Raw genomic sequence first — 23,192 nt, 5'->3', positions numbered from 1 at the left:
GTCCCCGCCGTGTCCGTCCTCAGCCGCCCGGGCGGGTGTCGGGGGCGAAGCGGGCCAGGGCCAGGGTCTCCACGGCCGCGATGGCGTTGTAGGCCAGCGCCGACACCGCGGTGAGCACCGCCACCGACGCCCACAGGTGGTCGTAGTCGAAGGTCGAGGAGTCCTGCAGCATGGCGTAGCCGAGGCCCTTGCCTGTGGAGAGCCACTCGGCGAGCATCGCACCGATAAGTGCCCCCGGTACGCCGACCCGGGCGCTGGCGAAGAACGCCGGTACCGCGCTGGGCAGCATCACCTTGCGGGCCACCGTCCAGTCGCCGCCGCCGTACGCGCGGCACAGGTCGGCGGCCTGACGGGACGCGGATCTGAGGCCGAAGGTCATGGTGACCAGCGCGGGGAAGAACACGACGAGTCCGCTGATGACGGTCGTACCCAGCAGGTCACGTCCGAAGATCAGCGTGATCAGCGGGGTCATGGCGACCAGCGGCACGGATCGCACGACGACCGCGATGGGCAGGAGTGCCTGTTCGACGCTCCGGGAGAGTACGAAGACGAGGGCCACGGCCACGGCAGCCGCGAGGCCCGCTGCGAAGCCGAGGCCGGCGTCGAGCAGCGTGCGGCCGAGGCCGGACGCCACGATCGAGCGGTGCTCGGCGGCCTGCGCGCCTTCGAAGAGGTAACGCCACACGTCGGCGGGTGACTTGGCCACCAGCGGGTCGAGTTCGTAGACCTGCAGGAAGACGATCCACAGCGCTATGACGGCGGCCAGAGTGGTGACCAGGTTGGTGAGCGGGCGCAGCAGGCGGGCTGCCCCGGCGGCGCGGTGTCGCACCGTGTCCCCCCGGTCCGGTGCCGCGCTCGTCCCCCCGGCGGGCGGCGGTCCGGCAGGGTCTGTCGTGGTCCCCCATGCGGTCGTGCTCATACGCCCCCGCCCTCCACCGTCGTACTGCGCGACCACGGCACGGCGAACCGGGCGACGAGCCCGACCGCGCCGTAACCCACGCCTGCCACCGCGCCCGACACCAGGGCGATGCCCCAGGTGCGGGTCACGTCGAGCTGCTGCTGACTGATCGTCATGGCGATGCCCAGGCCGTTGTCCACCCGGCCGAGGTACTCCCCGATGATGGCGCCGAGCAGGGCGGCGGGTGCGGCGATCTTGAGTGCGGCGAGTGTGCTGGGCAGCGCGGCGACGAGGCGTACGCGGCGCATCTGCTGCCACCGTCCGCCGCCGTAGGCGCGCACCAGGTCGAGCGAGGCCCGGTCGGCCGAGCGCAGCCCCAGCAGGGCGCCGACGAGCGTGGTGAAGAAGACCGAGAGGCCGGCCATCGCCGCCATCGGCTTGTCCCCGTCGAGGACGAGCGACAGGATCGGCCCGACGGCCACGATGGGCAGGCAGTACGAGGCGACGGCGAGCTGGACGATCAGCCGTTCCAGTTGGGGCACGAGCAGCACCAGGACCGCACAGGCCAGTGCCAGGCCGTTGCCGAGGAGGTAGCCGCGTACGGCCTCGTCGGCGGTCTGGCCGATGTGGGGGCCGTAGAACGTCCAGCCGTCCTCGAAGATCTTGCTCACCACCGCCCAGGGCGTCGGGACGCCGTCACCGGTGCCGAGCACGGTCGTGGCCAGCAGGGACCAGGCCGCGAGCAGGACGACGATGCCTGCCGCGCCCCCGGCCCATGCGGACGGCGGTCGCAGTATCCGGCGTAGCCCGGCGGCCGGGTACGCGGGTGTCTGCGCGCTCACAGTGCCGCCGTTCCGGACGTCTCGAGCCGGCCGAACAGCAGCTCGGAGAGCTGGTCGGCGTAGGCGTGGAACTCCGGCGAGCGCATCATCTCCGGCGTACGCGGCCGCGGCAGGTCGATGGATACGGTCTCCACGATCCGGCCGGGCCTCGGCGACATGACGGCGACGGTGTCGCTCAGCAGCACCGCCTCGTTGATGGAGTGCGTGACCAGCAGCGTCGTCACCGCACGCGCCTGCCAGATGCGCTGCAGTTCCAGGTTGAGCCGCTGCCGGGTCATGTCGTCGAGGGCGCCGAACGGCTCGTCGAGCAGGAGTACTTTCGGGTCGACGACGAGCGAGCGAGCGATGGCGACGCGCTGCCGCATACCGCCCGAGAGCTGGGCCGGGCGGGCCTTCTCGAAGCCTTCGAGTCCGACCAGTTTGATGAGGTCGGAGACCACCGAGCGGTCGGCCGACATGCCGCTGATCTCCAGCGGCAGCCGGATGTTGGAGGTGACCGAGCGCCAGGGCAGCAGCGCGCTGTCCTGGAAGGCGATGCCGAGGTGGTGCCGCCGCCGGGCGGACTCCGGATCCTCGCCGTGTACGAGCGCCGTGCCTGATGTCGGCGTGTCGAGACCGGCGAGGATGCGCAGGACGGTCGACTTGCCGCAGCCGGACGGCCCGAGCAGCGCGAGGAACTGCCCTTCGCGGGTGTCGAGGTCGACGGCGTCGAGGGCTCTCACCCGGCGCCTGCCGAGGCGGAACTCCTTGCTCAGCCCGCGCAGGGACAGCCCGGTGCCGGTGCCGGTCTCCACCGGAGCGGCCCCTGTCGCACCGTCCTCTGTCGGAGCGGCTTCCCCCGAGGCGGCGTCCCCCAGGTCAGGCGTGTCGGGCATGCCGGACGCGTCCTTGGCTGCGGTGCTCATCAGTTGTGGACCTCTGTGTGTCTGGGCGGCGGTCGCCGCGGTCGGAAGACGCCGACGACTGGGTATCGGACGAGGGCGCCGTGCGTCAGATGAGGCTCGGGTCCTCCTTGTAGACCTCTTCGAGGAGCGAGAGGTCGAACAGCTTCTCCGCGGTGATGTCGACACCGCCGTACTTCAGCGTCTGGATGTTCTCCTCGAGCAGCTCCTGCGTGACCGTGAAGAGGCCGTTCTTCTTGGTGTCCGCGGTGAGGATCAGCTTGTTCTGGTCCTTCGACTCGAGGGTCTGCTCCTCGGTCGTGAGGCCGAGCCCCTTGCCGTACGTCTCGGCGGCGAGCTTCGCGCCGAGCGCCGGGTCGGCGATGCTGTCCTTCCAGCCGCGGATCTCCGCGCGCAGGAAGGCCTTGAGCAGATCGCGCTGCTTGTCGATGGTGTCCTGCCGCACGATGTACGCCTCGGAGACCAGCGGGTAGCCGACATCGGCGAGCAGGAACGTCTCGACGTCGAACCCCTTCAGGCGCAGGGCGTTGGGCTCGTTGGTGACGAAGGAGAACCAGCCGTCGACCGTGCCCTGGGTGAGCGGCAGCGGGTCGAACTGCACCGGCACCTTGGTGATCTTCGACGCGTCGAGCTTGGCGGCCTTCACGAACGCCGCCCAGACCGACTCGTTGCTGGCCTGGACGCCGATCTTCTTGCCGTACATGTCCTCCGGCTTGGTGATCGGGTCCTTCGCCATCGACATGATGCAGAAGGGGTTCTTCTGGTACTGGGCACCGATGATCTTGAGCGGTGCGCCCTTGACGATGGCGGCACCGGTGATGTCGGGTGCGCTGATCCCGACGAGCGCCTTCTTGGTGACGACGTCGGTCTCCATCGGGGTGGCCGAGGGGCCGCCGCCGATGAGCGTGGCCTTGGAGAAGCCCTCGTCCGTGTAGTAGCCCTTGCTGTCCGCGATGTAACTCCCCGCGAACTCCACGTTCTTGATCCAGGACAAGCGCAACGTCAGCTCTCCGAAGCCCTTCGACCCCGAGGCCGACGACCCCGAGGACGCTGTGGAGCCGGAATCGGACCCGCAGGCCGCGAGCAGCGGGCCGCCGAACACGGCGAGTCCGCCGGCCTGGAGGCCGCGGACCAGGAACCGCCTGCGATCGATCGAAGAGCGGGCGCGCAGCGCCGGCATCCCCTCCGCGCCGGCGCGGTTCGCTCTGTTGTGTCTGTCTTCGCTGGTCATGGCACAGGTTCCTTCCCCGGCGCCAGTGAGCCCGGCGCGTGCGGAGGACAGTAGGAACGGGGTGTTGCCGAGAAGTCCCTTCTCCGTAATGGGCATGTTTCCGATTTGCCGCACACGGGAGGTTGGCGAGGTCACGCGATACCGACGAGCGGGCCCACATGGGGAAAGCCGCTCGCCCTGGCGGTGCCGCGTCGGATCACGGCGGATCATGTGCCGGCAGCACTGCGAAGCGTGTCGCCGGGCTGATCACTCACACTGACGGCGCAGGCCCGGTGGAGTCCCGTACCACCAGCGCATGCCCCGTCGACTTCCGGCGGGGCCGGGACGCGCGCGGCATCAGCGCCAGGCAGAGGGCCTGGCGGCCCATCTCGGCGAGTGGCAGCCGCACAGTGGTGAGGCCGGGGGCGAGGTCCGCCGCGATCGAGATGTCGTTGAATCCGGCGACCGACATCCGGTGGGGGACGGGCACGCCGTGCTCGCGGAGGGCGGAGAGGACGCCGATGGCCATGGCGTCGTTGAGGGCGACGATCGCGGTGGTGCCGGGGTGGTCGCGCAGGATCCGCTCGGCGGCGTCCCGGCCGCCGCCGCGGGTGAAGTCGGTGTGTACGACGGGCAGACCGGCCGCCGACAGCCCGGCCCGTTCCAGCGCGGCCGCCACCCCGGCGAGCCGGTCGGCGACGGTGGACAGGCGGGCGTCGCCCGCGGCCACGGCGATCCGTCGGTGCCCCAGCGACAGCAGATGACCGGTGACGGTCTCGGCGCCCGCCTTGTTGTCGGGGCGCACGGCGTCGGCGCCGAGGAAGTGACGGCCGATCACGGTGAGCCGTCCGCCCGAGTTCTGGAAGGCCGACAGTTCGGCCTTGGACTCGGCCTCCATGCGGGGATCGACGTATCCGGAGCCCGCGATGATGACGACGCCCACGCGCTGGGCGATCAGATGGCGGACCTGGCGCAGCTCGTTCTGCGGATCGCGGCCGGAGTGGCAGATCTGGACGATCAGGTTCTGTTCGCCCGCCACTTGGATGACCCCGCCCGCGATCTCCGAGAAGTACGGGTCGTCGATCTGATGGACGATCAGGCCGACGGTCGATGCCGTTCCGCCGGCCAGGGTGCGGGCATGCGGATTGGCCACATAGCCGAGTTCCTGCGAGATGCGGCGGACCCGCTCGGCCACCTCCTCGCGCACGCCGTCCCGTCCCGCGAGGGCCCGGGAGGCCGTGGTCAGTGATACGCCGGCGCGCTCGGCCACATCGGCGAGCCGTAACCGCGAACGGGGCCTTGGCATATTTCGTCACCGCCTCTGAACAGGGCTTCGGAAACTGGTCCTTGCACGACGGTTGTCCAGACCATGTGACGCGGATTACATGGTACGCAAGCGCTCGCGAAAGCGCTTTCGTGCGGACAGTGCCTGCGGACAAGGGGAGTCCAGCGATGAGCACAACCAAGCACCAGCCAAGGAGAACTGCCAGAACGGCAAGAACTGCCAGAACTGCCCGGATCGCCGCCACCGTGTCCGCCGCCGCGCTGGTCGCCGCCGGCTGCGGCTCGGGCGGCGGCTCGGAAGAATCGCCCGACGATCCCATCGTCATCGGTGTCTCGTTGCCGCTGACCGGGGACTTCTCGGAGCCCGGGAAGGGTGTGGAACGCGGCTACAAGGCATGGGCCAAGATCGTCAACGACAAGGGCGGACTGCTCGGCCGCAAGGTCGAGTTGAAGATCCTCGACGACCAGTCGAACGCCGACCGCGTGGTGTCCGACTACGAGCAGCTGATCGGCAAGGACCAGGTCGACCTGGTCTTCGGCCCGTTCTCGACCCGGCTCGTGGTGCCCTCGGCCCGCGTGGCGGAGGAGTACGGCATGCTCTTCGTCGAGCCCGCGGGCGCGGCGCCGGAAGTCTTCACCCAGGGGTTCAAGAACCTCTTCTACGCGGCACCGGCCGTCGCGAACGACCACTACAACCATCTCGCCGACCACATCCTGGCGCTGCCCGAGGACGAGCGTCCTACGTCCGTGGCGTACGCCGCGATGGACGACCCCTTCGCCCAGGGAACGGCGTACGGACTCAAGGACAAGCTGGAGAAGGGCGGCATCAAGACCGTCGCCAACGAGGTCTACCCACCGAACACCACCGACTTCAGCAGCATCGCCGCGAAGATCGCCGCTTCGAAGGCCGACATGGTGGTGGGCGGCTCCCAGTACCAGGACGGCGTGAACCTGATCGTCGCCCTCCAGCAGCTGAACTACCAGCCGAAGATGGCCGCCTTCTCCACCGCCCCCACGGAACCGGAGTTCGCCAAGGCCATCGGCAACAAGACCGAGGGCATCCTCGCGCCCACCGGATACACGCAGCACGCGGACTACCCGAGCAACAAGGAGTTCGTCGAGAAGTACACCGAGCAGTTCGGCAAGGCCCCGGAGGAGGACGAGGCCAACGCCTACACCACGGGCCAGGTCGTCGCCGCGGCCGTCGAGGCCGCCAAGTGCGCCTCGCAGGACCCGGAATGCCAGGAGAAGCTCATCGACTGGCTGCGCGGCAACGAGGTGGAGACCGTCGTCGGTCCCCTGAAGTGGGACGACAAGGGCCGCCCGCAGAGCGCGCACATGATCCAGCAGTGGGTCGACGGCGAGATCCAGATCGTGCTCCCGGAGGCACAGAAGGAAGCCGATCTGGTCTACCCCAAGCCGAAGTGGTGATGCCCGCGTGCCCTCCGCGAGTCTCGTCTTCCAGAGCATCGTCCTGGGTGTGCTGCTGGGAGGGCTCTACGCCCTCCTGGCGGCCGGCCTGACGCTGTACTTCGGCGTCATGCGCGTCGTGATGATCGCCCACTCCGCGTTTCTGATCCTCGCCGCGTATCTCGCCTGGTACGCCCACCGGGAGCTCGGCGTCGACCCGCTGCTCACCCTCCTCGTCACCGTGCCGCTGTTCTTCGCGGTCGGTGTGGCCATGCAGCGGCTGCTCCTCACGCGGCTGCGCCCGGCGACGCTGACCATGATGTCGGTGCTGCTGACCTTCTCCGTCGCCCTCGTCATCGAAGGGCTCCTCGGTTACGCCTTCTCCGGCACCCAGCGCCGCATCCGGCTCGGCTACTCCTCCGCCAGCCTGGAGTTCTTCGGCGCCCGCATCGCGGTGGTCAAGTTGATCGCGTTCGGGATGGCGGCGGCAGCGCTGCTCGGGCTGTATCTGCTGATGAAGCGCAGCAGGTTCGGGCAGGCGCTGCGGGCCACGATCCAGCATCGCGAGGCCGCTCAGCTGCTCGGCATCGACACCGACCGGATCGCCGGATACGGATTCGGACTCGGTCTCGCCACCGCTGCCGTCGGCGGCACGGCGCTCGCGCTGGACACCACGATCTATCCGTCGCTGCACTGGCACTGGATCGGCCCGCTGATGGCGATCATCGTCGTCGGCGGCCTCGGCAGCGTGCCGGGAGCGGCCATCGCGGCCATGGCTCTCGGCATGACGCAGAGCCTGCTCCAGCTGGAGCTGAGCACGACGTGGGCGCAGACGGTGTTCTACGTCGCGCTCTTCGCCACGTTGGCCGTGCGGCCGCAGGGATTCTTCGGGGGTCGTCTTGCCCAGAGGTTCTGAAGCCCTGCGCCGCAGCGGAAGGTTCCTGCGGCTGGGAGCGCTGCTCGCCGGGATCGCGGTCACGCTGTCCTTCCCGTCCTTCGTGCCGAGCCCGTACGAACTGACCGTGGGCATCGCCATCCTCAACTACGCGGTGCTCTCGACCTCCTGGAACTTCGTCGGCGGCTTCACGGGCTACATCTCCCTGGGCCACGGTGCCTTCGCCGGACTCGGCGCCTACGGGACGGGACTGCTGGTCACCAAGGCCGAACTGCCCTCGTTCGCGGCGCTGTTCACCGCCGCGGCCCTGGTGGCCGTGCTCGCCGTACCCGTCGGCTATGCCGCCCTGCGGGTGCGCGGCGCGTCCTTCGTCATCGTCTCGATCGCCCTGGTGCTGATCCTGCTGCTGGTCTTCCAGAGCTGGGCGTCGTTCACCGGCGGCTCCCGCGGCCTGGTGGTGCCGCGGCCGTTCCCCGGCATGCTGCGCGCCGAGCACCACGAGGTGTTCTACTTCCTGTTCGCGGCGCTGCTCGCGGTGGCGCTGCTCGCCTGGTGGATCATCGACCGGTCCCGGTTCGGCATGGGGCTGAAGGCGATCCGCGAGGACGAGGACAAGGCCCAGTCGCTGGGCACCCCCACGTACACGTACAAGCTCGTCGTCTTCGTGGTGTCCGCGACCTTCACCGCGCTGGCCGGAGGGCTCTACGGGCTGTGGTTCGGCGACCTCGACCCGGTCTTCCAGTTCTCGATCCTGAGCGGCGCGTACATGGTGCTGATGGCGCTCCTCGGCGGCGTACGGCATCTCTACGGGCCGCTGCTCGGGGCCGTGATCGTCGGGTACGGCCTCGAGTACTCCAAGGTCGAGTACGGGGACACCCCGCTGCACCTGGTCTTCGCCGGACTCCTCCTTGCCGTCGTCGTGATGTTCATGCCGGACGGCGTCATCCCGGCCGTCACCGGTCTCGTCGCGCGCATGTTCCGGACCGGCGAGACGTCGATCCGTGAGGTCACCGCCGCCGAACTGCGGGCGGAACGCGAGGCGGATGCCCCGGACTCCCCATCGGAGGGCCGGACGGACGGTCAGCCGAACGGGAAGAGAGAGGTGAGGCAGTGAGCGCGGAAGCAGGCGAGCAAGGGCTGGCGACCGTCGGGCTCACCAAGGCCTTCGGCGGAGTCACCGCACTGGACGCCGCCACCGTGTCCTTTCAGCACGGCAAGGTCAACGCCCTGATCGGTCCGAACGGCTCCGGCAAGACCACCTTCTTCAACTGCGTCACCGGGATGATCCGCCCGGACTCGGGCCGGGCGACGTACCGCGGCCGGGACATCACCGGCAAGCCGCCGCACCGGATCGCGCGGGCCGGGATCGGGCGCTCCTTCCAGCTGTGCCGGGTCTTCCCACGGATGACGGTGCTGGACAACCTGCTCGTCGGCGCCCGGCCCGGGAACCTCGCCGCCCAGCTCGCGGGCGCCCGTAAACGCGAGGAGGTGGAGCGAGCCCGGGGCTGGCTCACCCGGATGGGCATCGAGCACCTGGAGAACGCGGAGGCCCGCAACCTCTCCTGGGGGCAGCAGAAGCTCCTGGAACTGGCCGGGGTGCTGATGAGCGACCCCGATCTGATCCTGCTGGACGAACCGGCGGGCGGGGTGAACCCCGCGCTGATCGACCGTATCTGCGATCTTGTGCGCGAACTCAACGCCGAGGGCAGGACGTTCCTGATCGTCGAACACAACATGGACATGGTGATGAGTCTCAGCGACCACGTCGTCGTGTTCGACCGCGGCCGACCGATCGCGGAAGGCGCGCCCTCGGTGATCCAGTCCGACGAACGAGTCCTCGGGGCATACCTTGGCGTCTGACTCTGTCTCCCCTGTTTCCGGCTCTGTCTCTCCTGTTTCCGGTTCTGTATCCCCGGATTCCGGCTCCGTCTCCGACCCTGTCTCCTCCGCCTCCGACTTCCTCCTCGAACTCGACGACATCCGCGCCGGATACGGGCGGGCGGCCCTGGTGCTGCGCGGCCTGACGGTGCGAGTGCCGGCCGGAGCCGTCGTCTGCCTGGTCGGCCCGAACGGCGCGGGCAAGTCGACCGTGCTGAAGGTGGCCAGCGGGCTGCTGGCGCCGCGCTCCGGCCGGGTCCTGGTCGACGGCGAGGACGTCACCGGCCGCGGTCCTCAGCGACTGCTCGCCGCCGGAGTCGCCCACGTCCTCCAAGGTCACAGCGTCTTCCGCGAGATGACGGTCGCCGAGAACGTGCTCCTCGGCGGCTACACGATCAAGGACAAGGCGGTCGTCGCCGAGCGGGTCGAGTTCGTACGCGACCTGTTCCCCCTCGTCGCCGAGCGCTGGACGAGTCTGGCCGGGCTGCTCTCCGGTGGGCAGCAGAAGCAGGTGGAGTTCGCTCGCTCGCTGATGGTCAGGCCCAGGGTGGTGCTGCTCGACGAGCCGTCCATGGGGCTCGACCCGAAGGCGACGAGCATCGTCTTCGAACAGATCGTGCGGATGCGGGAGGCGGGCACGGCGGTGCTGCTCGTCGAGCAGAACGCCCGCCGCGCCCTGGAGACCGCCGACATCGGATGCGTACTGGACCTCGGCCGTGTCCATATCACCGGGCCCGCCCGCGAGTTGCTTGCCGACCCGCAGCTCGGCGAGCTCTATCTCGGGGGACGACCGGCGCAGCCTCCCGCCTCGCCCGGGCGATGACGGCGATCACCTGACACTGCTGACACTGCCTCGTAAACACTGCCTCGCAACACGCCTCGCAAAGGAGCGAGTGACATGTTCAAGCGCAGACGGTACGCGGGAGCGGCGCTCGCCGCTCTCCTGACAGCCTTCACGGCTCTGGCGGCGGCACCCGCCGGGGCCCGCGACGACGACGGGCCACCGCCCGCCGTACACCCCGGACTCAGACCCCACCTCGCCGCGCACTACGACTTCGAACATCCCGTCGCCGACAGTCCCTCCCGGGAACAGGACCAGGGCTTCTCCGGCACCGACATCGACCTCGTCAACGGTGGCGCACAGATGCGCACGGCCGACGGAGCACACCAAGGCAGCCGGACATCCCTCCAGGTCAAGCAGGTGAATCCGGCCTCGGCGGGCAACGACGACTGGAAGGCGGGCGTGTACGGGCCTTCCGGCGTGTCCACCCTGAACGCCTTCAACGCGGTCAAGGGGACCACCGTCATGGGGTGGTTCAAGATGACCGGCCAGAACCCCAGCCCCAACACCAATACGGCGAACCCGAGCGACCTGTTCAACGCCATCGGCCTGGCCGGGGTCCTCTCCGGCGACTCCGACGGACACGCGGTCCGCGCCCTGCTCGAACTCATCAACGTGAACGGCGAGCTGCGGCTTGTCGCACTCGGCCGGCGCATCGACGGCGCGAGCTCCCAGACCTTCGCCGCCTCCGAGGACTGGCGCACCCTGCTGCCGCCCGACGAGTGGGTCTTCCTCGCCGCGACCTTCGACTTCAACACCGGCGCCATGGCGCTGTACCGCAACGGCGAGCCGTTGGACGGCTTCTACGCGGTCTCCGGCGATCCGTGGGACCTCGCGGGTCCCGGGCCGCACCGCACCTCCGACACCGACCCCCGGGGCATCAAGATCGGCGGCAGCTTCCCGCAGAACACCCGGGAGCAGAACCCCTGCAACTGCCGCATGGACGACCTGATGTTCCTCGATCACGCCGTGGACGGCGACCTGATACGGGCTCAGTACCGACTGGTGACCACGAAGGAGTGACACCATGCCCAGACCCTCCGCCACACCGAGTCCCTCCGAGAGCCGACACAGACAGCTCCTGCTGATCCCCCTCCTCGCACTCGCCCTGGTCCTCTCCGCCCTGGTAGCCCTGCCCGCCTCCACGGCGCGGGCTGCGGAGGCCCTCACGGATCCCATACCCGAGCGGCCCGCGGCCTCCGGCATCGGGCTGACCGTCGAGGAGTTCGCCTCCTTCCCGAAGACCGATCCGCCGCCCGGACCGGTCACCGATGCACGGCTGGTCCGCCACGCCCGTATCAACCACCTGAGCGAACTCCCCGACGGATCCGGCCGCATGGCAGTCCCCGACCTCAACGGCAAGCTCTACCTCGTCGAAGACGGCAAGCCGCACGTCTATCTGGACATCGGCGCCACCTTCGCCCCCGCCTTCTTCGCCAGCCGCGGCCTCGGCCAGGGCTTCGGCTTCGTCACCTTCGACCCCGACTTCAAGAAGAACGGCCGCTTCTACACCGTCCACACCGAGGCCGCCACCGCCACCACCGCCCAGCCCGACATGCGGCAGGCGGCGAACACCAACTTCCACGGCGTCATCACCGAGTGGACCGCCGACGACCCCGCCGCCGACACCTTCAGCGGCACCCGCCGCGAACTCCTCCGCCTCGGGTTCGCGGGGCAGATCCACGGCATCCAGCAGATCGACTTCAACCCGACCGTCGAGCCCGACGACAAGGACTACGGCCTGCTGTACGTCGCCGTCGGCGACGGCGGCCAGGGCGTCAGGAACACCGAGCCGCAGAACCTCGCCCTGCCCCACGGCAAGATCCTGCGCATCGACCCGCGCGGCAGCGACAGCGCCAACGGCAAGTACGGCATCCCGGCCGCCAACCCGTTCACCGGCACACCGGGCGCGCTGGGCGAGATCTACGCGTACGGCATGCGCGACCCGCACCGCTTCAGCTGGGACCCGGCCGGCAGCCACCGGATGTACCTCGGCCATATCGGCGAGCACGCCATCGAGTCGGTCTACGAGGTGCGTGCGGGCGACAACCTGGGCTGGAGCGAACGCGAAGGGGCGTTCGTCTTCGACAAGACGGCCACCGATCCCTGCGCGCGTATTCTCCCGCTCCCTGAGGACGACGCACGGTACGGCTACACGTACCCCGTGGCCGCCTACGACCACGACCCGCCCGCCGGCTGGAACTGTACATCCGACGTCGGACGGGCCATCGTGGGTGGCTTCGTCTACCGCGGGCAGTTGATGCCCGAGCTGCAGGGCGCGTACATCTTCGGCGACCTCGTCGACGGCCGGCTGCTCTACGCCGAGTCCGCGCAGATGCGCCGCGGCAGCGGGGACCTGGCGCCCCTCTACGAGCTCATGGTGTACGACGAGAGCGGCAAGCGCGTGACGATGCAGGACCTGGCCGGTGACGACCGGGTCGACCTGCGATTCGGCCGCGACGCCGACGGCGAGCTCTATCTGCTCTCCAAGGCGAACGGCAAGATCTGGAAGGTCACCGGAACGCGGACGTTCGCCTCCTGCGACACCGGAGACACCAAGGTCACCGACGTCATGGGCGCGGAGAACTGGGCCCCGGTGACGCCCGCCAAGTGGCGTTTCCCGGGCAGTGAGGTGATCCTCGCCGAGGCCGGAACCCAACGACCCGGCCCCCGGCGGCCGTTCGAGTACGCCGTGCTGACCGCCGGTCCCCGCTTCGGGCCGGTAAGGATCGAGGGCGAGGTGCGCCTCGACACCCCGGTCGAGGTCACCAACCGGGACGTGATCATCGTGTTCGGCCATCAGTCGGACACGAAGTTCTCTTACGCCCATCTCTCGACGGACAACACGATCTATCCGCACAACGGGATCTTCGTGGTGAACGATGCCGACCGGAAGCGGATCGAGGACCAGTGGAACGGCCGTACCGGCGCGCCACCGGCCATCACGGACACGGCCTGGCACACCGTGCGCGTGGTGCACTGCCCCGGCACCGGTGAGATCGCGGTCTACGTCGACGGGTCGAACCGGCCTCTGATGACCGCCGTCGACACGACGCTGGGCTCCGGCCGGGTCGGCTTCGGGTCGTTCGACAACATCGGGCGGCTGCGCGAGTTGAAGGTCACAGGGACCCCGGTGGCCGAATGACAGCGCGTCGCCGGCCCCTGGTCACAGTGGACAGGGGCCGGCGACGGCACGTTCGGAAAGATGACTCAGAAGGTGAAGGGCACCCGCGTCCAGGTCAGGACCTGCTTGCTTCCCGGGTCGACGGTGACCTTCAGGTAGTTGGTGCCGTTGTTCGACCCGTCCACGGTGACGCGGGAGAGGTTCGGGGCGGCGGTCGTGACGCCGTAGAAGGCGAGCCACTTGGAGCCGCTGTCCAGCGGCTTGTCGCTGTTGTAGACGTGGCTGTCGCCGTTGAGCAGGTACACCTGCCCGTCGAACCGGGCCGACTCCTCGGCGATCGTCCGGACGATCGGCTGGAACGCGTCGTAGTTGGCGAAGGCGGGGTCCGTGACGGTCGGGTCGAACATGTCGGCCTGAGTGAGCAGGGTGACCGCCTTGTTGTGGTGGCGGCGGGCCTGGTCGAAGGTGTCGCGGATCAGCTGCACGGCCGCGGCCGTACGTCCCTTGACCTCAGCGGCCTGCTCGGGCGTCGCCGCCGTGTTGCCCGTCCACGGCGCCATGCCGTTGTTGCTGCCGACGATGTGCACGGCTGCGAACGCCACACCGGCTCGCCGGTACGAGACGTTCTCGGGGTAGCCCGCGTCGGCCCCCGAGGCCACGCGGACACTGTCCTGCCCGAGCGTCCAGCCCGGCCGCGCGAAGAACACCTCCCGGATGGCGTCCAACCGCTCCAGCGGGTTGTACGGTCCCGCGCTGGGCCGGTGGCAGTCGGTCCACTCGTTGTCGCCGGGCGTGTAGACCAGCGGATCCTCGAACGTGTCGAACTCCGACCTGATGAACCCGAAGTACTCGTCGCTGCAGACGGTCGAGCCGCTCTTGATGTCACCGAGGTGGCCCACGAGTTGTACATCAGGGTCGGCGTTGATCTGCGCCACGACCTTCGGGAAGTCGGCGGCCTGGGCGTCGCCGTACGGAATGTCGCCGATCATCGCGAAGGTGAAGGGCCGCTCCTCAGGGCCGGCGGACGCAGGCTGGGCCGAAAGAGCAAGGGACAACGCACTCAGGGCAATCGCTGCCGAAGCGGCACGGCGCCACGATCTCATCGCACATCCTCCTGGTGGTCTGCGGCCCGCCAATGTCCCGACATGGCGTGAACTGACGGCCCGTACCAGGAGGGCGCGGAGTGAACAACATCCGAGGGGACGGCATACGACATCGAGCGCCGCGTCGCACACCCCGGCGAGTCGCCGCAGGGCTGACCGACGCACAGCCTTTGCACAATCACCACAGTGGCTTCGCAAAGCCTTCGGCAGGTGACGTTACCGTTGCTGCGCGTTCGATCCCGCGTGCGAACTGAAAAGCTCGCCGGTGCCGCCCCTGGTGGCGCAGACAGCACAGAAAGATCGCGATGGACTACTGCGACTCATGCCGTCGGACCCTCAACGGGGCACTGGTGTGTCCTGGGTGCGGCGCATACGCGCCGGACATCGCCCCGCCGAGCCATCGCCGCCCCGGCGCCGCAGCGCCGATTGCGCCGATCTTCGATTCCGGTGCCGCGTTCGGCACCGAGACGGCGGCCTTCGGTACCGAGAGGACAGCCTTCCGCGCCGGCACGGAGCGCTTCTCCGCCGATACGGAGAGCTTCCGCGTCGGCACGGAGGGCCTCCGTAACGAAGCGGAGAGCCTCCGTACCGACGGGACTGAGGACGCGAGCGCGGAGGACACAGGAGACGACCCACAGGGCAGCGGCTCCGAGTACGCCATCCCGGCCGGCTCCGGCGCGCAGGCCCGTACGGGCCGTGCGGCCCGGCGGCGCCAACTGGCGCTGTGGAAGAAGAAGCGGCGCCGTGCCGCTGTCGTGTCGGCGGTGGCGCTCGTCGGCGGCGGGCTGACGATCGCCGCACTGCCGGACGGACCATCCGGCGGCCCTGCACGGGCGGCATCGGCCCCGGACCCGGCACCCTGGGCCACCACCGAAGCGGACGCAAGCCCGTCGGAGGCCAAGCCTGACGCCCGCGATCACAGCGCCGACGCCGACCCGGACAAGGCCGACACCCCGCCGAGGGCCGCCACTCCGGAGCCGACCGCCACCCCGACGACGAGTCGGCCGCGGAACACCGCCGCTACCGCTGCCCGCCCCACCCCCACCACAAGCCCGCAGCCGCGCACGACACCGGCGACGACCGGCGAAGAGCCCTCCCAGCAGAGCGACGCGGCACCCCGGACCACCACGCCTTCGGCGGAGGCGACGTCCGACCCCACTCAGGACACGCCCACTACGGACCCCGCTGCGACGGCGACCTCACCGGTGCACGTCTGCCTGCTCGTCCTGTGCGTGGGCTGATCGCGATCACATTGCGCGTGGGCTGATCGCGATCACGTTGCGCGTGGGGTCATCGTGATCACGTTGCGCGTGGGCTGATCACATTGCGCATGGGCTGATCACATGCGCATGCGCTGATCCCGCCGGGCTCAGGCCGCTCGGGGGCATGGAAATGACCTACGAGACGGGCTCCCTTCGCCGGTATTGCCCGGATCAGGTGGCTGGGGGTCGCCTTCCAGTCTTTGGACCTCTCGGTCCTCCGACCTTCAGGCCTCTCAGCCCGACCGTCGACGTCGGCCTCAGCGGAAACCGAAGCTTCTCGCCAAAGTCGGCTACAACGGTCGAACTCCCTCGCTCGTCCCGTAGGCCACTTCCTAGAATAACCCTCTCCGAGCAGGATGAAAGACCCTAAATAGTGATTTTTAGTCGGATGGCGAAATATCTCTTCAAGGAGAAATTGACCGTGGACGGGCTGACGAGGAGTTGAGGTGCCGTCCAGGTTGAGGGCTGTTCGCGTCCCGCCGCTCAGGGGGCAGGGGGCGGCTACTCCGCGATGGCGCCCGGGGCCAGAGCCCTGTCGTCGACCAGGTGCCGGGCGCGCAGTTCGCCCAGCACCAGCGTCGCGTACTCGGTGGCGCCGCGCACCGATGTGTGGGTGTTGTCGCGCTTCTCGTTGTAGAGGTACAGCGCCTTGGACGCTTCGGGGCCCAGTTCCTCGACGCGCTGCTTGGTGAGCGCTGTGAGGTCGATCAGCGGAACGTCCAACTCGGCGGACAGGGACCGCATTTCAGCCGGTAGGTCGACGCCGAGGCCGTTGACGAGCAGAGCGGTGCCGTTGTTCAGGGTGCCGTCCGAGTTGAACCAGCGGCGCACGATGGGCGTGACGAGCACGGGCGTGCCGCCACGCTCGCGCACCGACTCGATCATGGTGGTGAGGTTGGCGCGATAGACGTCCCGGGGCGTCTGCTTGTCGTTGTGCGCGAGCTGGATCAGCACCAGGTCGTCATGGCGTACGCGTTCCAGGGCGGCAGGGAACAGCGCCGGATTGTCCAGTACGGACTGTGAACCCTCCCCGGAATCCGCGTAGTTGGCGACCGCGATGCCGCGCCGCAGATACTGCGGGAGCTGCTGGCCCCATCCCGAGTACGGGTCGCCGGGCTGGTCGCAGACGGTGGAGTCGCCGACCAGGACGATCTTCGGGGTCCCCGGGGCCGGGACCACCTTGAGCGAGTCGAGCTTCGGTGACGCGCCACCGAGGTACAGATCGAGTCCGGGGCTGCCGGCCGGGCCTGTGGGCTCGCCCTCGGGGGTGCGGACGTCGACGGTGAAGGTGCGTCTGACCTTCTCCCCCGCCGCCGTCGCCGTCTCGGCGAGCAGCGTCCTGCGTGTCTCGGCGGTGACGGAGGTGCTGCCCGCCTCGTCGCCGCCGAGGGTGAGGATCACGGTGTAGGTACCGGGGGCGACGTCGGCGTGGCACACGACGGGTGCGGTGCCGGTGCAGTCGGGCGCGATCGCGTGCGCGTGGGCTTGGGCATCGACATCCGCATCGGCATGGGCAATGGGCGCGGCTCCCAGCGCGGTTGCGGCGGTCAGGGTGGCCAGCAGTGCGGTACCGGCTCGGCGCATGGCTGTCTCCTCGGGCGGCTCGGGCAGCGGAATGGGCATGACAGATCGTTCGCCGGGACCATACGCCGCGGAAGCAAGCGCTTTCTAGAGGGTGAAGCGGCCAAATCCGACAGGCAACCTTTCGCGCCCCGGCAACCTCTTCACGTCCGACGGCAACCACAGATCGTCACGCCCAACCCCCCACCCCCAGCACCAAGGAGCACCACCGTGTCGCAGCAGCAGCCCTCGCCGCCGTCCGACCGCCACCCCACACCGCCGTCCCATCGCCGCGTCGGCCGCCGGAAGTTCATCATCGGCGCCGGAGCGGCGGCCGGAGCCGCCGTCGCAGGTGGCACCGTCCTCGCGCAGCAGGCGAGCGCCGCGACCTTCGGCTGGTCCGACGACGGCTCGAACTACGTGATCGACACCGGCGCCAACCTCGTCTTCAAGGTCAGCAAGAGCAACGGCGACCTGACATCGCTGGTCTACAAGGGCACGGAGTACCAGGGCTACGGCGGCATGAACTCGCACATCGAGTCCGGCCTCGGCAGCTCCACGGTCAGCATCAAACAGTCCGGCTCGACGATCCTCGTCTCCGTCGCCTACGGCACGCTCAAGCACTACTACGCGGCCCGCAGCGGCGAGAACAACGTCTACCTGTGGACCAACAAGGCCGACTCGTCGGTGTCGGCGACCCGCTACATCCTGCGCGTCAAGAAGGGCCTGTTCCTCAACGACGAGCCCGACTCCTACACGTACACGAACAGCACCGTCGAGGCCTCGGACGTGTTCGCGAAGTCCGACGGCCAGACCCGCTCGAAGCACTACTCCAAGCGCCGGGTGATGGACTACGACTACATCGGCTGGTCCTCCGGCGGCGTCGGCCTGTGGATCGTGCGCAGCAACCACGAGAAGGCCTCCGGCGGTCCGTTCTACCGCTCCCTGCTGCGGCATCAGAGCGCGGACGGCGGCGGCCTGTACGAGATCCTGTACTACGCCCAGAGCCAGACCGAGGACCAGCGGTTCGGCCTCCAGGGCCCGTACGTCATCGCCTTCACGGACGGCGGCGCGCCCTCCTCGTCGCTGTTCCCGGGCTCCCTCACCACCCCGTGGGCGGACTCGCTCGGCATCTCCGGGTACGTGCCGGCGAGCGGGCGGGGCAGGGTCGCGGGCGTCGGCATCGCGGGCCGGAACACGTCGTACCCGTACACGGTGGGGCTGGCCAACTCGGCGGCGCAGTACTGGGGCTCGGCCCGCGCCTCGGACGGCTACTTCTCCATCGGAGGTGTGCTGCCGGGCACGTACAGCCTCACCATCTACAAGGGCGAACTCGCCGTCCACACCACCTCGGTGACCGTCACCGCGGGCGCCACGACCACCCTCAACACGCTCACCATCCCGTCCTCGAACGACCCGGGCAACGCGAGCGCGATCTGGCGGATCGGCGACTGGAACGGCACCCCGAGCGGCTTCAAGAACGCGGAGCTGATGACGTACGCGCATCCGTCCGACGCCCGGGGCGCCTCGTGGACCGGCAACGTGGTGATCGGCAGCGGCAGCGAGACGTCGGCCTTCCCCTGCTACCTCTGGAAGGACGTCAACAGCGGGATCATCGTCTACTTCAAGCTGACCGCGGCGCAGGCCGCCGCCGCGCACACCCTGCGCATCGGCGTGACGACGGCCTTCTCGAACGGCCGACCGCAGGTCGTCGTCAACGACGCCTGGACGTCGGCGATCCCCTCACCGCCCACCCAGCCGAGCACGCGGTCCCTGACCTGCGGCTCGTACCGGGGCAACAACCACACGTTCACCTACAGCATCCCGGCCAGTGCCTGGAGCACGGACACCAGCCAGTACAACACCCTGAAGATCAACGTGGTGAGCGGCTCGGGGTCGACGGGCTATCTCAGCGCGGGCACGTCGATCGACGCGATCGACCTGCTGCCCTAGCAGGTCTCATGTTCCGCGCGTCCACTGCTGGTTGGTTCCTCCGTTGCAGATGTACGTGATGATCGCGGCGGAGTTGGCGGTGGACGCGCCGTTGACGTCCAGGCATTCGCCGGTCGCGCGGGACTTGACGTTGACGTAGGAGCCGGTGGTGGTGAGCGACCACTGCTGGCTGGTCGCGGAGGCGTTGCAGTTCTCCTGGGTGACCGTGCTTGCGTTCTCCTGCACGCACAGGGAGCTGCCCCGGACCATCAGCTGGTAGTAGCCGCTGCCGACGGACTTGAACCAGTACTTCTGGTTGTTGCCGCCGTTGCAGTCGTACTGCTTGATCTGGGCGCCCTGCCACAGCGACTGGCTGGTCACGTCGGCGCACTTGGAGGAGTGACGGGCGATCAGCGTGTTGTACGTGGCGCTCGTCCCGGTGACCGTTCCGGCGGCCGTGTCGACGGTGACCTCCGGAGACCAGGACATGGACATCGAGGTGGAGGTCGGGAAGGTCAGCGGCAGCCAGACGTAGCGGGAGTCGTTGACCGTCCCACCGAAGGAGTTGCCCCAGCGGTCGCCCATGTAGAGATACGAGGTGCCCGAACTCCCCTGCACAGGAAGCACGTACGTCGTCTGCGAGCCGTACGCCGTGGAGTCGCCGACATTCGCCATGGCGGACCACGTCCCGGCGAGGTTCGTCGCGGTGGCGTACTGCTGCTGGTTGGGGTTCCAGCCGGTCGCGCCCGACGTCAGCATGAAGTAGACGCCGTTCCGCTTGAACAGGGCCGGGGCCTCGCGGTGGCCGCCCGGCCAGGGGTTGGCGACCAGGGCGGCGATGCCGGTGTAGTCGGCGGTCAGCCGGTAGATGTGCAGGTCGTAGTTCTCGCGGGCGGCGGAGATCATGTAGCCGGTGCCGTCGGTGTCGACGAAGACCGTGATGTCACGGGACATGTGCTGGCCGAGCGGGCGGAAGCTGCCCTGCCAGGTGTAGTCGCCGTCGACGGTGTCGGAGACGGCGACGGCGGCGCGGGCCTCGCTGTAGTCGGAGCCGTTCTCCTTGTGCATCCACATGACGAACTTGCCGGTGGACGCGTTGTACATGACCTTGGGCCGCTCGATGTTGGCCACGGCGAGTTCCGGGTCGGTGGACTGGGTCAGGACGTGGTTGCGGAACTCCCAGTTCTTCAGGTCGGTGGAGCGGTAGGCGTCCACATACCGGAAGGTGTTGTCGGCGTTGCGGTGCTCGCCGAACCAGTAGTAGTACGAGCCGACCTTGATGACACCGCCGCCGTGCGCGTGGACGGCGGCGCCGGACGTGTCCGTGAACTGCGTGCCGTTGCTGATGGTCTGCGGTGCCGCCGAGGCCGGGCTCGCTGTCGCTAACGCGGCGGCGATGGCACAGCACAGGGCGAGGAGGATCGCATACGCACGTCTCATCTCAGGTGCTCTCCTTCAGTGAGTGGCGGGCGAAGTCGCACAGTGGACAGGGGCGTCCGCGGCCAGGGGCTGCGCCCTTCAGCGCGAGTCTGCGGCTGGGGACTTCGGGCTGGTCGTCGTCACTGCGGCGCATGGGGCATCTACCTTTCCGGTGGGGACGGATCGGATCTGATGCGGAGCGATCGGCATTTCGAACCGAATCTGCCATTCCGAACGTCGAAACGGTAAGGGTGTGTTACAGGGAGGTCAACGGGTCAGGAGCGACCTCGGTCCCCCAGATTTTCGTACGCAGATTTCCGTGCGCAGATTTCTGTTATCGGTGCGGCGCGGTCCCCGTCTCCCGAGTGTGAACAGCAATGCCCGTAAGGCAGCAGCAGCAGCAGTAGGGGCCCTGGCGGCGATCGTCGTGACGACGAACGTGGTGGGCCCGGCACCGTACGCGATGGCGGCGCCCGCGGGGGCACAGGACGTGACGGCTGCGGTGCTCGCCGACCGCGATGTGACGCTCGACGGCGACGCGGTCGTCACCGTGCCGGCCGGCACGACCACGTACGACGGGGTGTTCCGCGGCGAGGGCACGCTCACCGTGCGCGGCAGCGGGACGCTCGTCCTCACCAAGGACAGCGACTTCACCCTGCCGAAGTCCCGGCAGCGGCAGAAGGTGACCACGCAGGGCGGCAACCACCCGTACGTGACCACGACCAACCCGGACCCGCCCGCGGTCACAGTCGAGCGCGGCGCGACCCTGCAGTACGGCAACGGCGGAACGACCGGGCTGATCGGCCACTTCCCGTACAACACCCCGGCGTTCCGGCTCAACCAGGACAACATCCGGGTCGACGGCACCCTGCGGCTCTCCCTGAAGAGCGCCTACAACCTCGGCACCATCAGCGGCTCCGGGCTGATCACCCAGCCCCGCTTCCTCTGGGGCACGTGGGACCTGTCGGGCACCCACTCCTTCTCCGGGGTGATCGACAACGGCACGCAGGTCAACGCCGGACGGCCCGAGTTCGCGACGTCGCTCCCGAACGTCCGCAAGGTCCTCAACCAGGGCACCTGGACCGTCGACACCCCGCTCGGCCAGACCGTCACCATGGGGATGGACTTCTACCAGCGGGAGTACGGCAGCGACATCAACGTCCAGTCCCGGCCTGGCAGCAAGGTCATCCTGACCGGCCAGTACAGCTGGTCGGACCAGGGCGGCGACAGCAATCCCTCGCTCAGCGACCCGGCCCTGAACTGGACGCCCGCGCGGAAGAACGTCAACAAACGGGGCACCAACATCAAGGGCGCCAACGTGCAGTGGGGCGACGGCACCACGAACAAGATCTTCATGCCGGGGACCGCGGAGACCGTGTACATCAACCTGCTGGCTGCCCGGTCCCGCTCGACGCTCACCTTCGCCTACAACGGGCCCGTGACGCTCGGCGCCCCCATCGGCGGCGGCCGGTTCCACGACACGCTGTCCGCGCCGGGTGCCGGGGACATCGTCATCAAAGGGATCGCCGGCAACGACGTCACCTTCGCGGCCAAGCAGTACTACGACGGGTCCACGACGATCGAGAAGCGGGCGGTCCTGCGCCTCGGCTCGGGCAAGCAGGGCGGCGACGGCTCGCTGATGACCGGCACGGAGCTCCGCCGGATCGTGAATGACGGGGCGCTCGTCGTCCGCAACACCTCCACGGCGATATCGCTGTCGCGGATCAGCGGCAGTGGTTCCTTCCGCCAGTCCGGCGCCGCCACGACGACGCTGAGCGGCGATGTGACGTACACCGGCACGACGACCGTCACCAAGGGCACGCTCGCTCTCGCGGGGAACACCACGCTGGCCCGCAGCAAGGCGATCCGGCTCACGGCTTCGGGGGCGCGCCTGGACGTGCGGAAGGCTGCGGCGGGCGGGCTGCGGGTCGGCCGCTCCCTCGTCGGGAAGGGCACCGTGGCGGGCTCGGTGACCAATGAGGGCCGGGTCGAAGGGGCGCTGACGATCACCGGCGATTACGCGCAGGGCGCCGACGGCGAGCTGGCCGTACGTACGGGCGGAAAGCCCCTCAAGGTGGGCGGCCGGGTCAAGCTCGCCGGGAAGCTCGACGTGACGGCCGGGAAGGGCGCGGGCGAGAAGCCGGCCGAGAAGATCACTCTGCTCTCCCACACCGGCAAGGCGAAGACCACCGGCGCCTTCGCGGGTCTCCGGGAGGGCGCCAAGGTGAAGGTCGCGGGCACCGAGTACCGCATCAGCTACCGGGGCGGCGACGGCAACGACGTCGTCCTCACCAAGGCCAAGGCCCGCGCCTCCGCCACGCCGTCCGCCACAGCGCGATCCGGCAACGCGCCGTTGGCGGCCCAGACCGCGAAGGACGACGGCGACAGCACGCGCGCGTGGTGGCCGCTGACGCTGATCCCCCTGCTGCTGGGCGGGTTGCTGTTCCCGGCTTTCAGGCGCAGGCGCGCGCAGAGGCGGGGCGGCGGGCGGCACGCGGCGGCGAGGTGAGGGGTGGGCGGCGCTTCGGTGCCATGGCACGCGTCGCGCCGCCCATCCTCGTCTCAACTCTCCTGCTGACCACCGGTCTGTTGCCATCATGATCGCGCATCCCCGGCATTCCACATAGTGGTC

18 protein-coding genes are annotated in these 23,192 nt (G+C 69.0%); 10 read left to right on the top strand and 8 right to left on the bottom strand.

Going from position 1 to position 23,192, the window contains the following annotated elements:
- Window positions 1-19: 19 nt before the first annotated feature.
- From ACSMXV_RS32330 to ACSMXV_RS32310, 5 genes are all read right to left on the bottom strand, one after another.
- The gene (locus ACSMXV_RS32330; protein ID WP_473174675.1) at window positions 20-919 is read right to left on the bottom strand and encodes an ABC transporter permease; all 900 of its coding nucleotides are present in this window, start codon (window positions 917-919) and stop codon (window positions 20-22) included.
- Window positions 916-1,740 carry an ABC transporter permease gene (locus ACSMXV_RS32325; protein WP_473174674.1) on the bottom strand — a complete coding sequence of 275 codons (825 nt, stop codon included), beginning with the start codon at window positions 1,738-1,740 and terminating at the stop codon, window positions 916-918. The genes ACSMXV_RS32330 and ACSMXV_RS32325 overlap by 4 nt, the downstream gene beginning before the upstream one ends.
- Window positions 1,737-2,645, bottom strand: a complete 909-nt coding sequence (locus ACSMXV_RS32320) for an ABC transporter ATP-binding protein (protein ID WP_473174673.1) — start codon at window positions 2,643-2,645, stop codon at window positions 1,737-1,739. The genes ACSMXV_RS32325 and ACSMXV_RS32320 overlap by 4 nt, the downstream gene beginning before the upstream one ends.
- An 85-nt stretch (window positions 2,646-2,730) precedes the next feature.
- The gene (locus ACSMXV_RS32315) at window positions 2,731-3,873 is read right to left on the bottom strand and encodes an ABC transporter substrate-binding protein (protein WP_473174672.1); all 1,143 of its coding nucleotides are present in this window, start codon (window positions 3,871-3,873) and stop codon (window positions 2,731-2,733) included.
- Between the two features lie 250 nt (window positions 3,874-4,123).
- A complete protein-coding gene (locus tag ACSMXV_RS32310) occupies window positions 4,124-5,158 on the bottom strand; it encodes a LacI family DNA-binding transcriptional regulator (RefSeq protein WP_473174671.1) in 1,035 nt (344 codons plus the stop codon).
- Between the two features lie 146 nt (window positions 5,159-5,304).
- Here ACSMXV_RS32310 and ACSMXV_RS32305 point away from each other — a divergent pair, with 146 nt between their 5' ends.
- From ACSMXV_RS32305 to ACSMXV_RS32275, 7 genes are all read left to right on the top strand, one after another.
- Window positions 5,305-6,567: an amino acid ABC transporter substrate-binding protein gene (locus tag ACSMXV_RS32305; protein ID WP_473174670.1), complete on the top strand. Its 1,263-nt coding sequence runs from the start codon at window positions 5,305-5,307 to the stop codon at window positions 6,565-6,567.
- Between the two features lie 7 nt (window positions 6,568-6,574).
- A complete protein-coding gene (locus ACSMXV_RS32300) occupies window positions 6,575-7,462 on the top strand; it encodes a branched-chain amino acid ABC transporter permease (RefSeq protein ID WP_473174669.1) in 888 nt (295 codons plus the stop codon).
- Window positions 7,446-8,555 (top strand): branched-chain amino acid ABC transporter permease, encoded by a 1,110-nt coding sequence (locus ACSMXV_RS32295; RefSeq protein ID WP_473174668.1) that lies wholly within the window; start codon window positions 7,446-7,448, stop codon window positions 8,553-8,555. The genes ACSMXV_RS32300 and ACSMXV_RS32295 overlap by 17 nt, the downstream gene beginning before the upstream one ends.
- The gene (locus ACSMXV_RS32290; protein WP_473174667.1) at window positions 8,552-9,301 is read left to right on the top strand and encodes an ABC transporter ATP-binding protein; all 750 of its coding nucleotides are present in this window, start codon (window positions 8,552-8,554) and stop codon (window positions 9,299-9,301) included. Before ACSMXV_RS32295 ends, ACSMXV_RS32290 begins: the two co-directional genes overlap by 4 nt.
- Window positions 9,291-10,142 carry an ABC transporter ATP-binding protein gene (locus ACSMXV_RS32285; RefSeq protein ID WP_473174666.1) on the top strand — a complete coding sequence of 284 codons (852 nt, stop codon included), beginning with the start codon at window positions 9,291-9,293 and terminating at the stop codon, window positions 10,140-10,142. The genes ACSMXV_RS32290 and ACSMXV_RS32285 overlap by 11 nt, the downstream gene beginning before the upstream one ends.
- Before the next feature lie 75 nt (window positions 10,143-10,217).
- The gene (locus ACSMXV_RS32280; RefSeq protein WP_473174665.1) at window positions 10,218-11,183 is read left to right on the top strand and encodes a LamG-like jellyroll fold domain-containing protein; all 966 of its coding nucleotides are present in this window, start codon (window positions 10,218-10,220) and stop codon (window positions 11,181-11,183) included.
- A gap of 4 nt (window positions 11,184-11,187) precedes the next feature.
- A complete protein-coding gene (locus ACSMXV_RS32275) occupies window positions 11,188-13,305 on the top strand; it encodes a PQQ-dependent sugar dehydrogenase (RefSeq protein ID WP_473174664.1) in 2,118 nt (705 codons plus the stop codon).
- 65 nt (window positions 13,306-13,370) lie between these two features.
- Here the strand turns inward: ACSMXV_RS32275 and ACSMXV_RS32270 are convergent, their stop codons facing one another.
- Entirely contained in the window at window positions 13,371-14,339 is a 969-nt protein-coding gene (locus tag ACSMXV_RS32270) for a metallophosphoesterase (RefSeq protein WP_473174663.1), read from the bottom strand.
- Between the two features lie 353 nt (window positions 14,340-14,692).
- Between ACSMXV_RS32270 and ACSMXV_RS32265 the strand changes: the two genes are divergently transcribed.
- The gene (locus ACSMXV_RS32265) at window positions 14,693-15,628 is read left to right on the top strand and encodes an SCO2400 family protein (protein ID WP_473174662.1); all 936 of its coding nucleotides are present in this window, start codon (window positions 14,693-14,695) and stop codon (window positions 15,626-15,628) included.
- Window positions 15,629-16,150: 522 nt separating this feature from the next.
- Here ACSMXV_RS32265 and ACSMXV_RS32260 read toward each other — a convergent pair.
- Window positions 16,151-17,233: a rhamnogalacturonan acetylesterase gene (locus ACSMXV_RS32260; RefSeq protein ID WP_473174661.1), complete on the bottom strand. Its 1,083-nt coding sequence runs from the start codon at window positions 17,231-17,233 to the stop codon at window positions 16,151-16,153.
- A gap of 207 nt (window positions 17,234-17,440) precedes the next feature.
- Here ACSMXV_RS32260 and ACSMXV_RS32255 point away from each other — a divergent pair, with 207 nt between their 5' ends.
- Window positions 17,441-19,162 carry a rhamnogalacturonan lyase B N-terminal domain-containing protein gene (locus ACSMXV_RS32255; protein ID WP_473174660.1) on the top strand — a complete coding sequence of 574 codons (1,722 nt, stop codon included), beginning with the start codon at window positions 17,441-17,443 and terminating at the stop codon, window positions 19,160-19,162.
- 6 nt (window positions 19,163-19,168) lie between these two features.
- Here the strand turns inward: ACSMXV_RS32255 and ACSMXV_RS32250 are convergent, their stop codons facing one another.
- The gene (locus ACSMXV_RS32250; protein ID WP_473174659.1) at window positions 19,169-20,581 is read right to left on the bottom strand and encodes an RICIN domain-containing protein; all 1,413 of its coding nucleotides are present in this window, start codon (window positions 20,579-20,581) and stop codon (window positions 19,169-19,171) included.
- A 346-nt stretch (window positions 20,582-20,927) separates the two neighbouring features.
- Between ACSMXV_RS32250 and ACSMXV_RS32245 the strand changes: the two genes are divergently transcribed.
- On the top strand, window positions 20,928-23,069 hold the full coding sequence (locus tag ACSMXV_RS32245; RefSeq protein ID WP_473174658.1) for an autotransporter-associated beta strand repeat-containing protein: 2,142 nt from the start codon (window positions 20,928-20,930) through the stop codon (window positions 23,067-23,069).
- Window positions 23,070-23,192 lie beyond the last annotated feature (123 nt).

The organism is Streptomyces sp. DSM 42067 (genome assembly GCF_055792885.1).
Note: the sequence above shows the minus strand (reverse complement) of the source record. Positions and strands in the feature narration are given on the sequence as shown.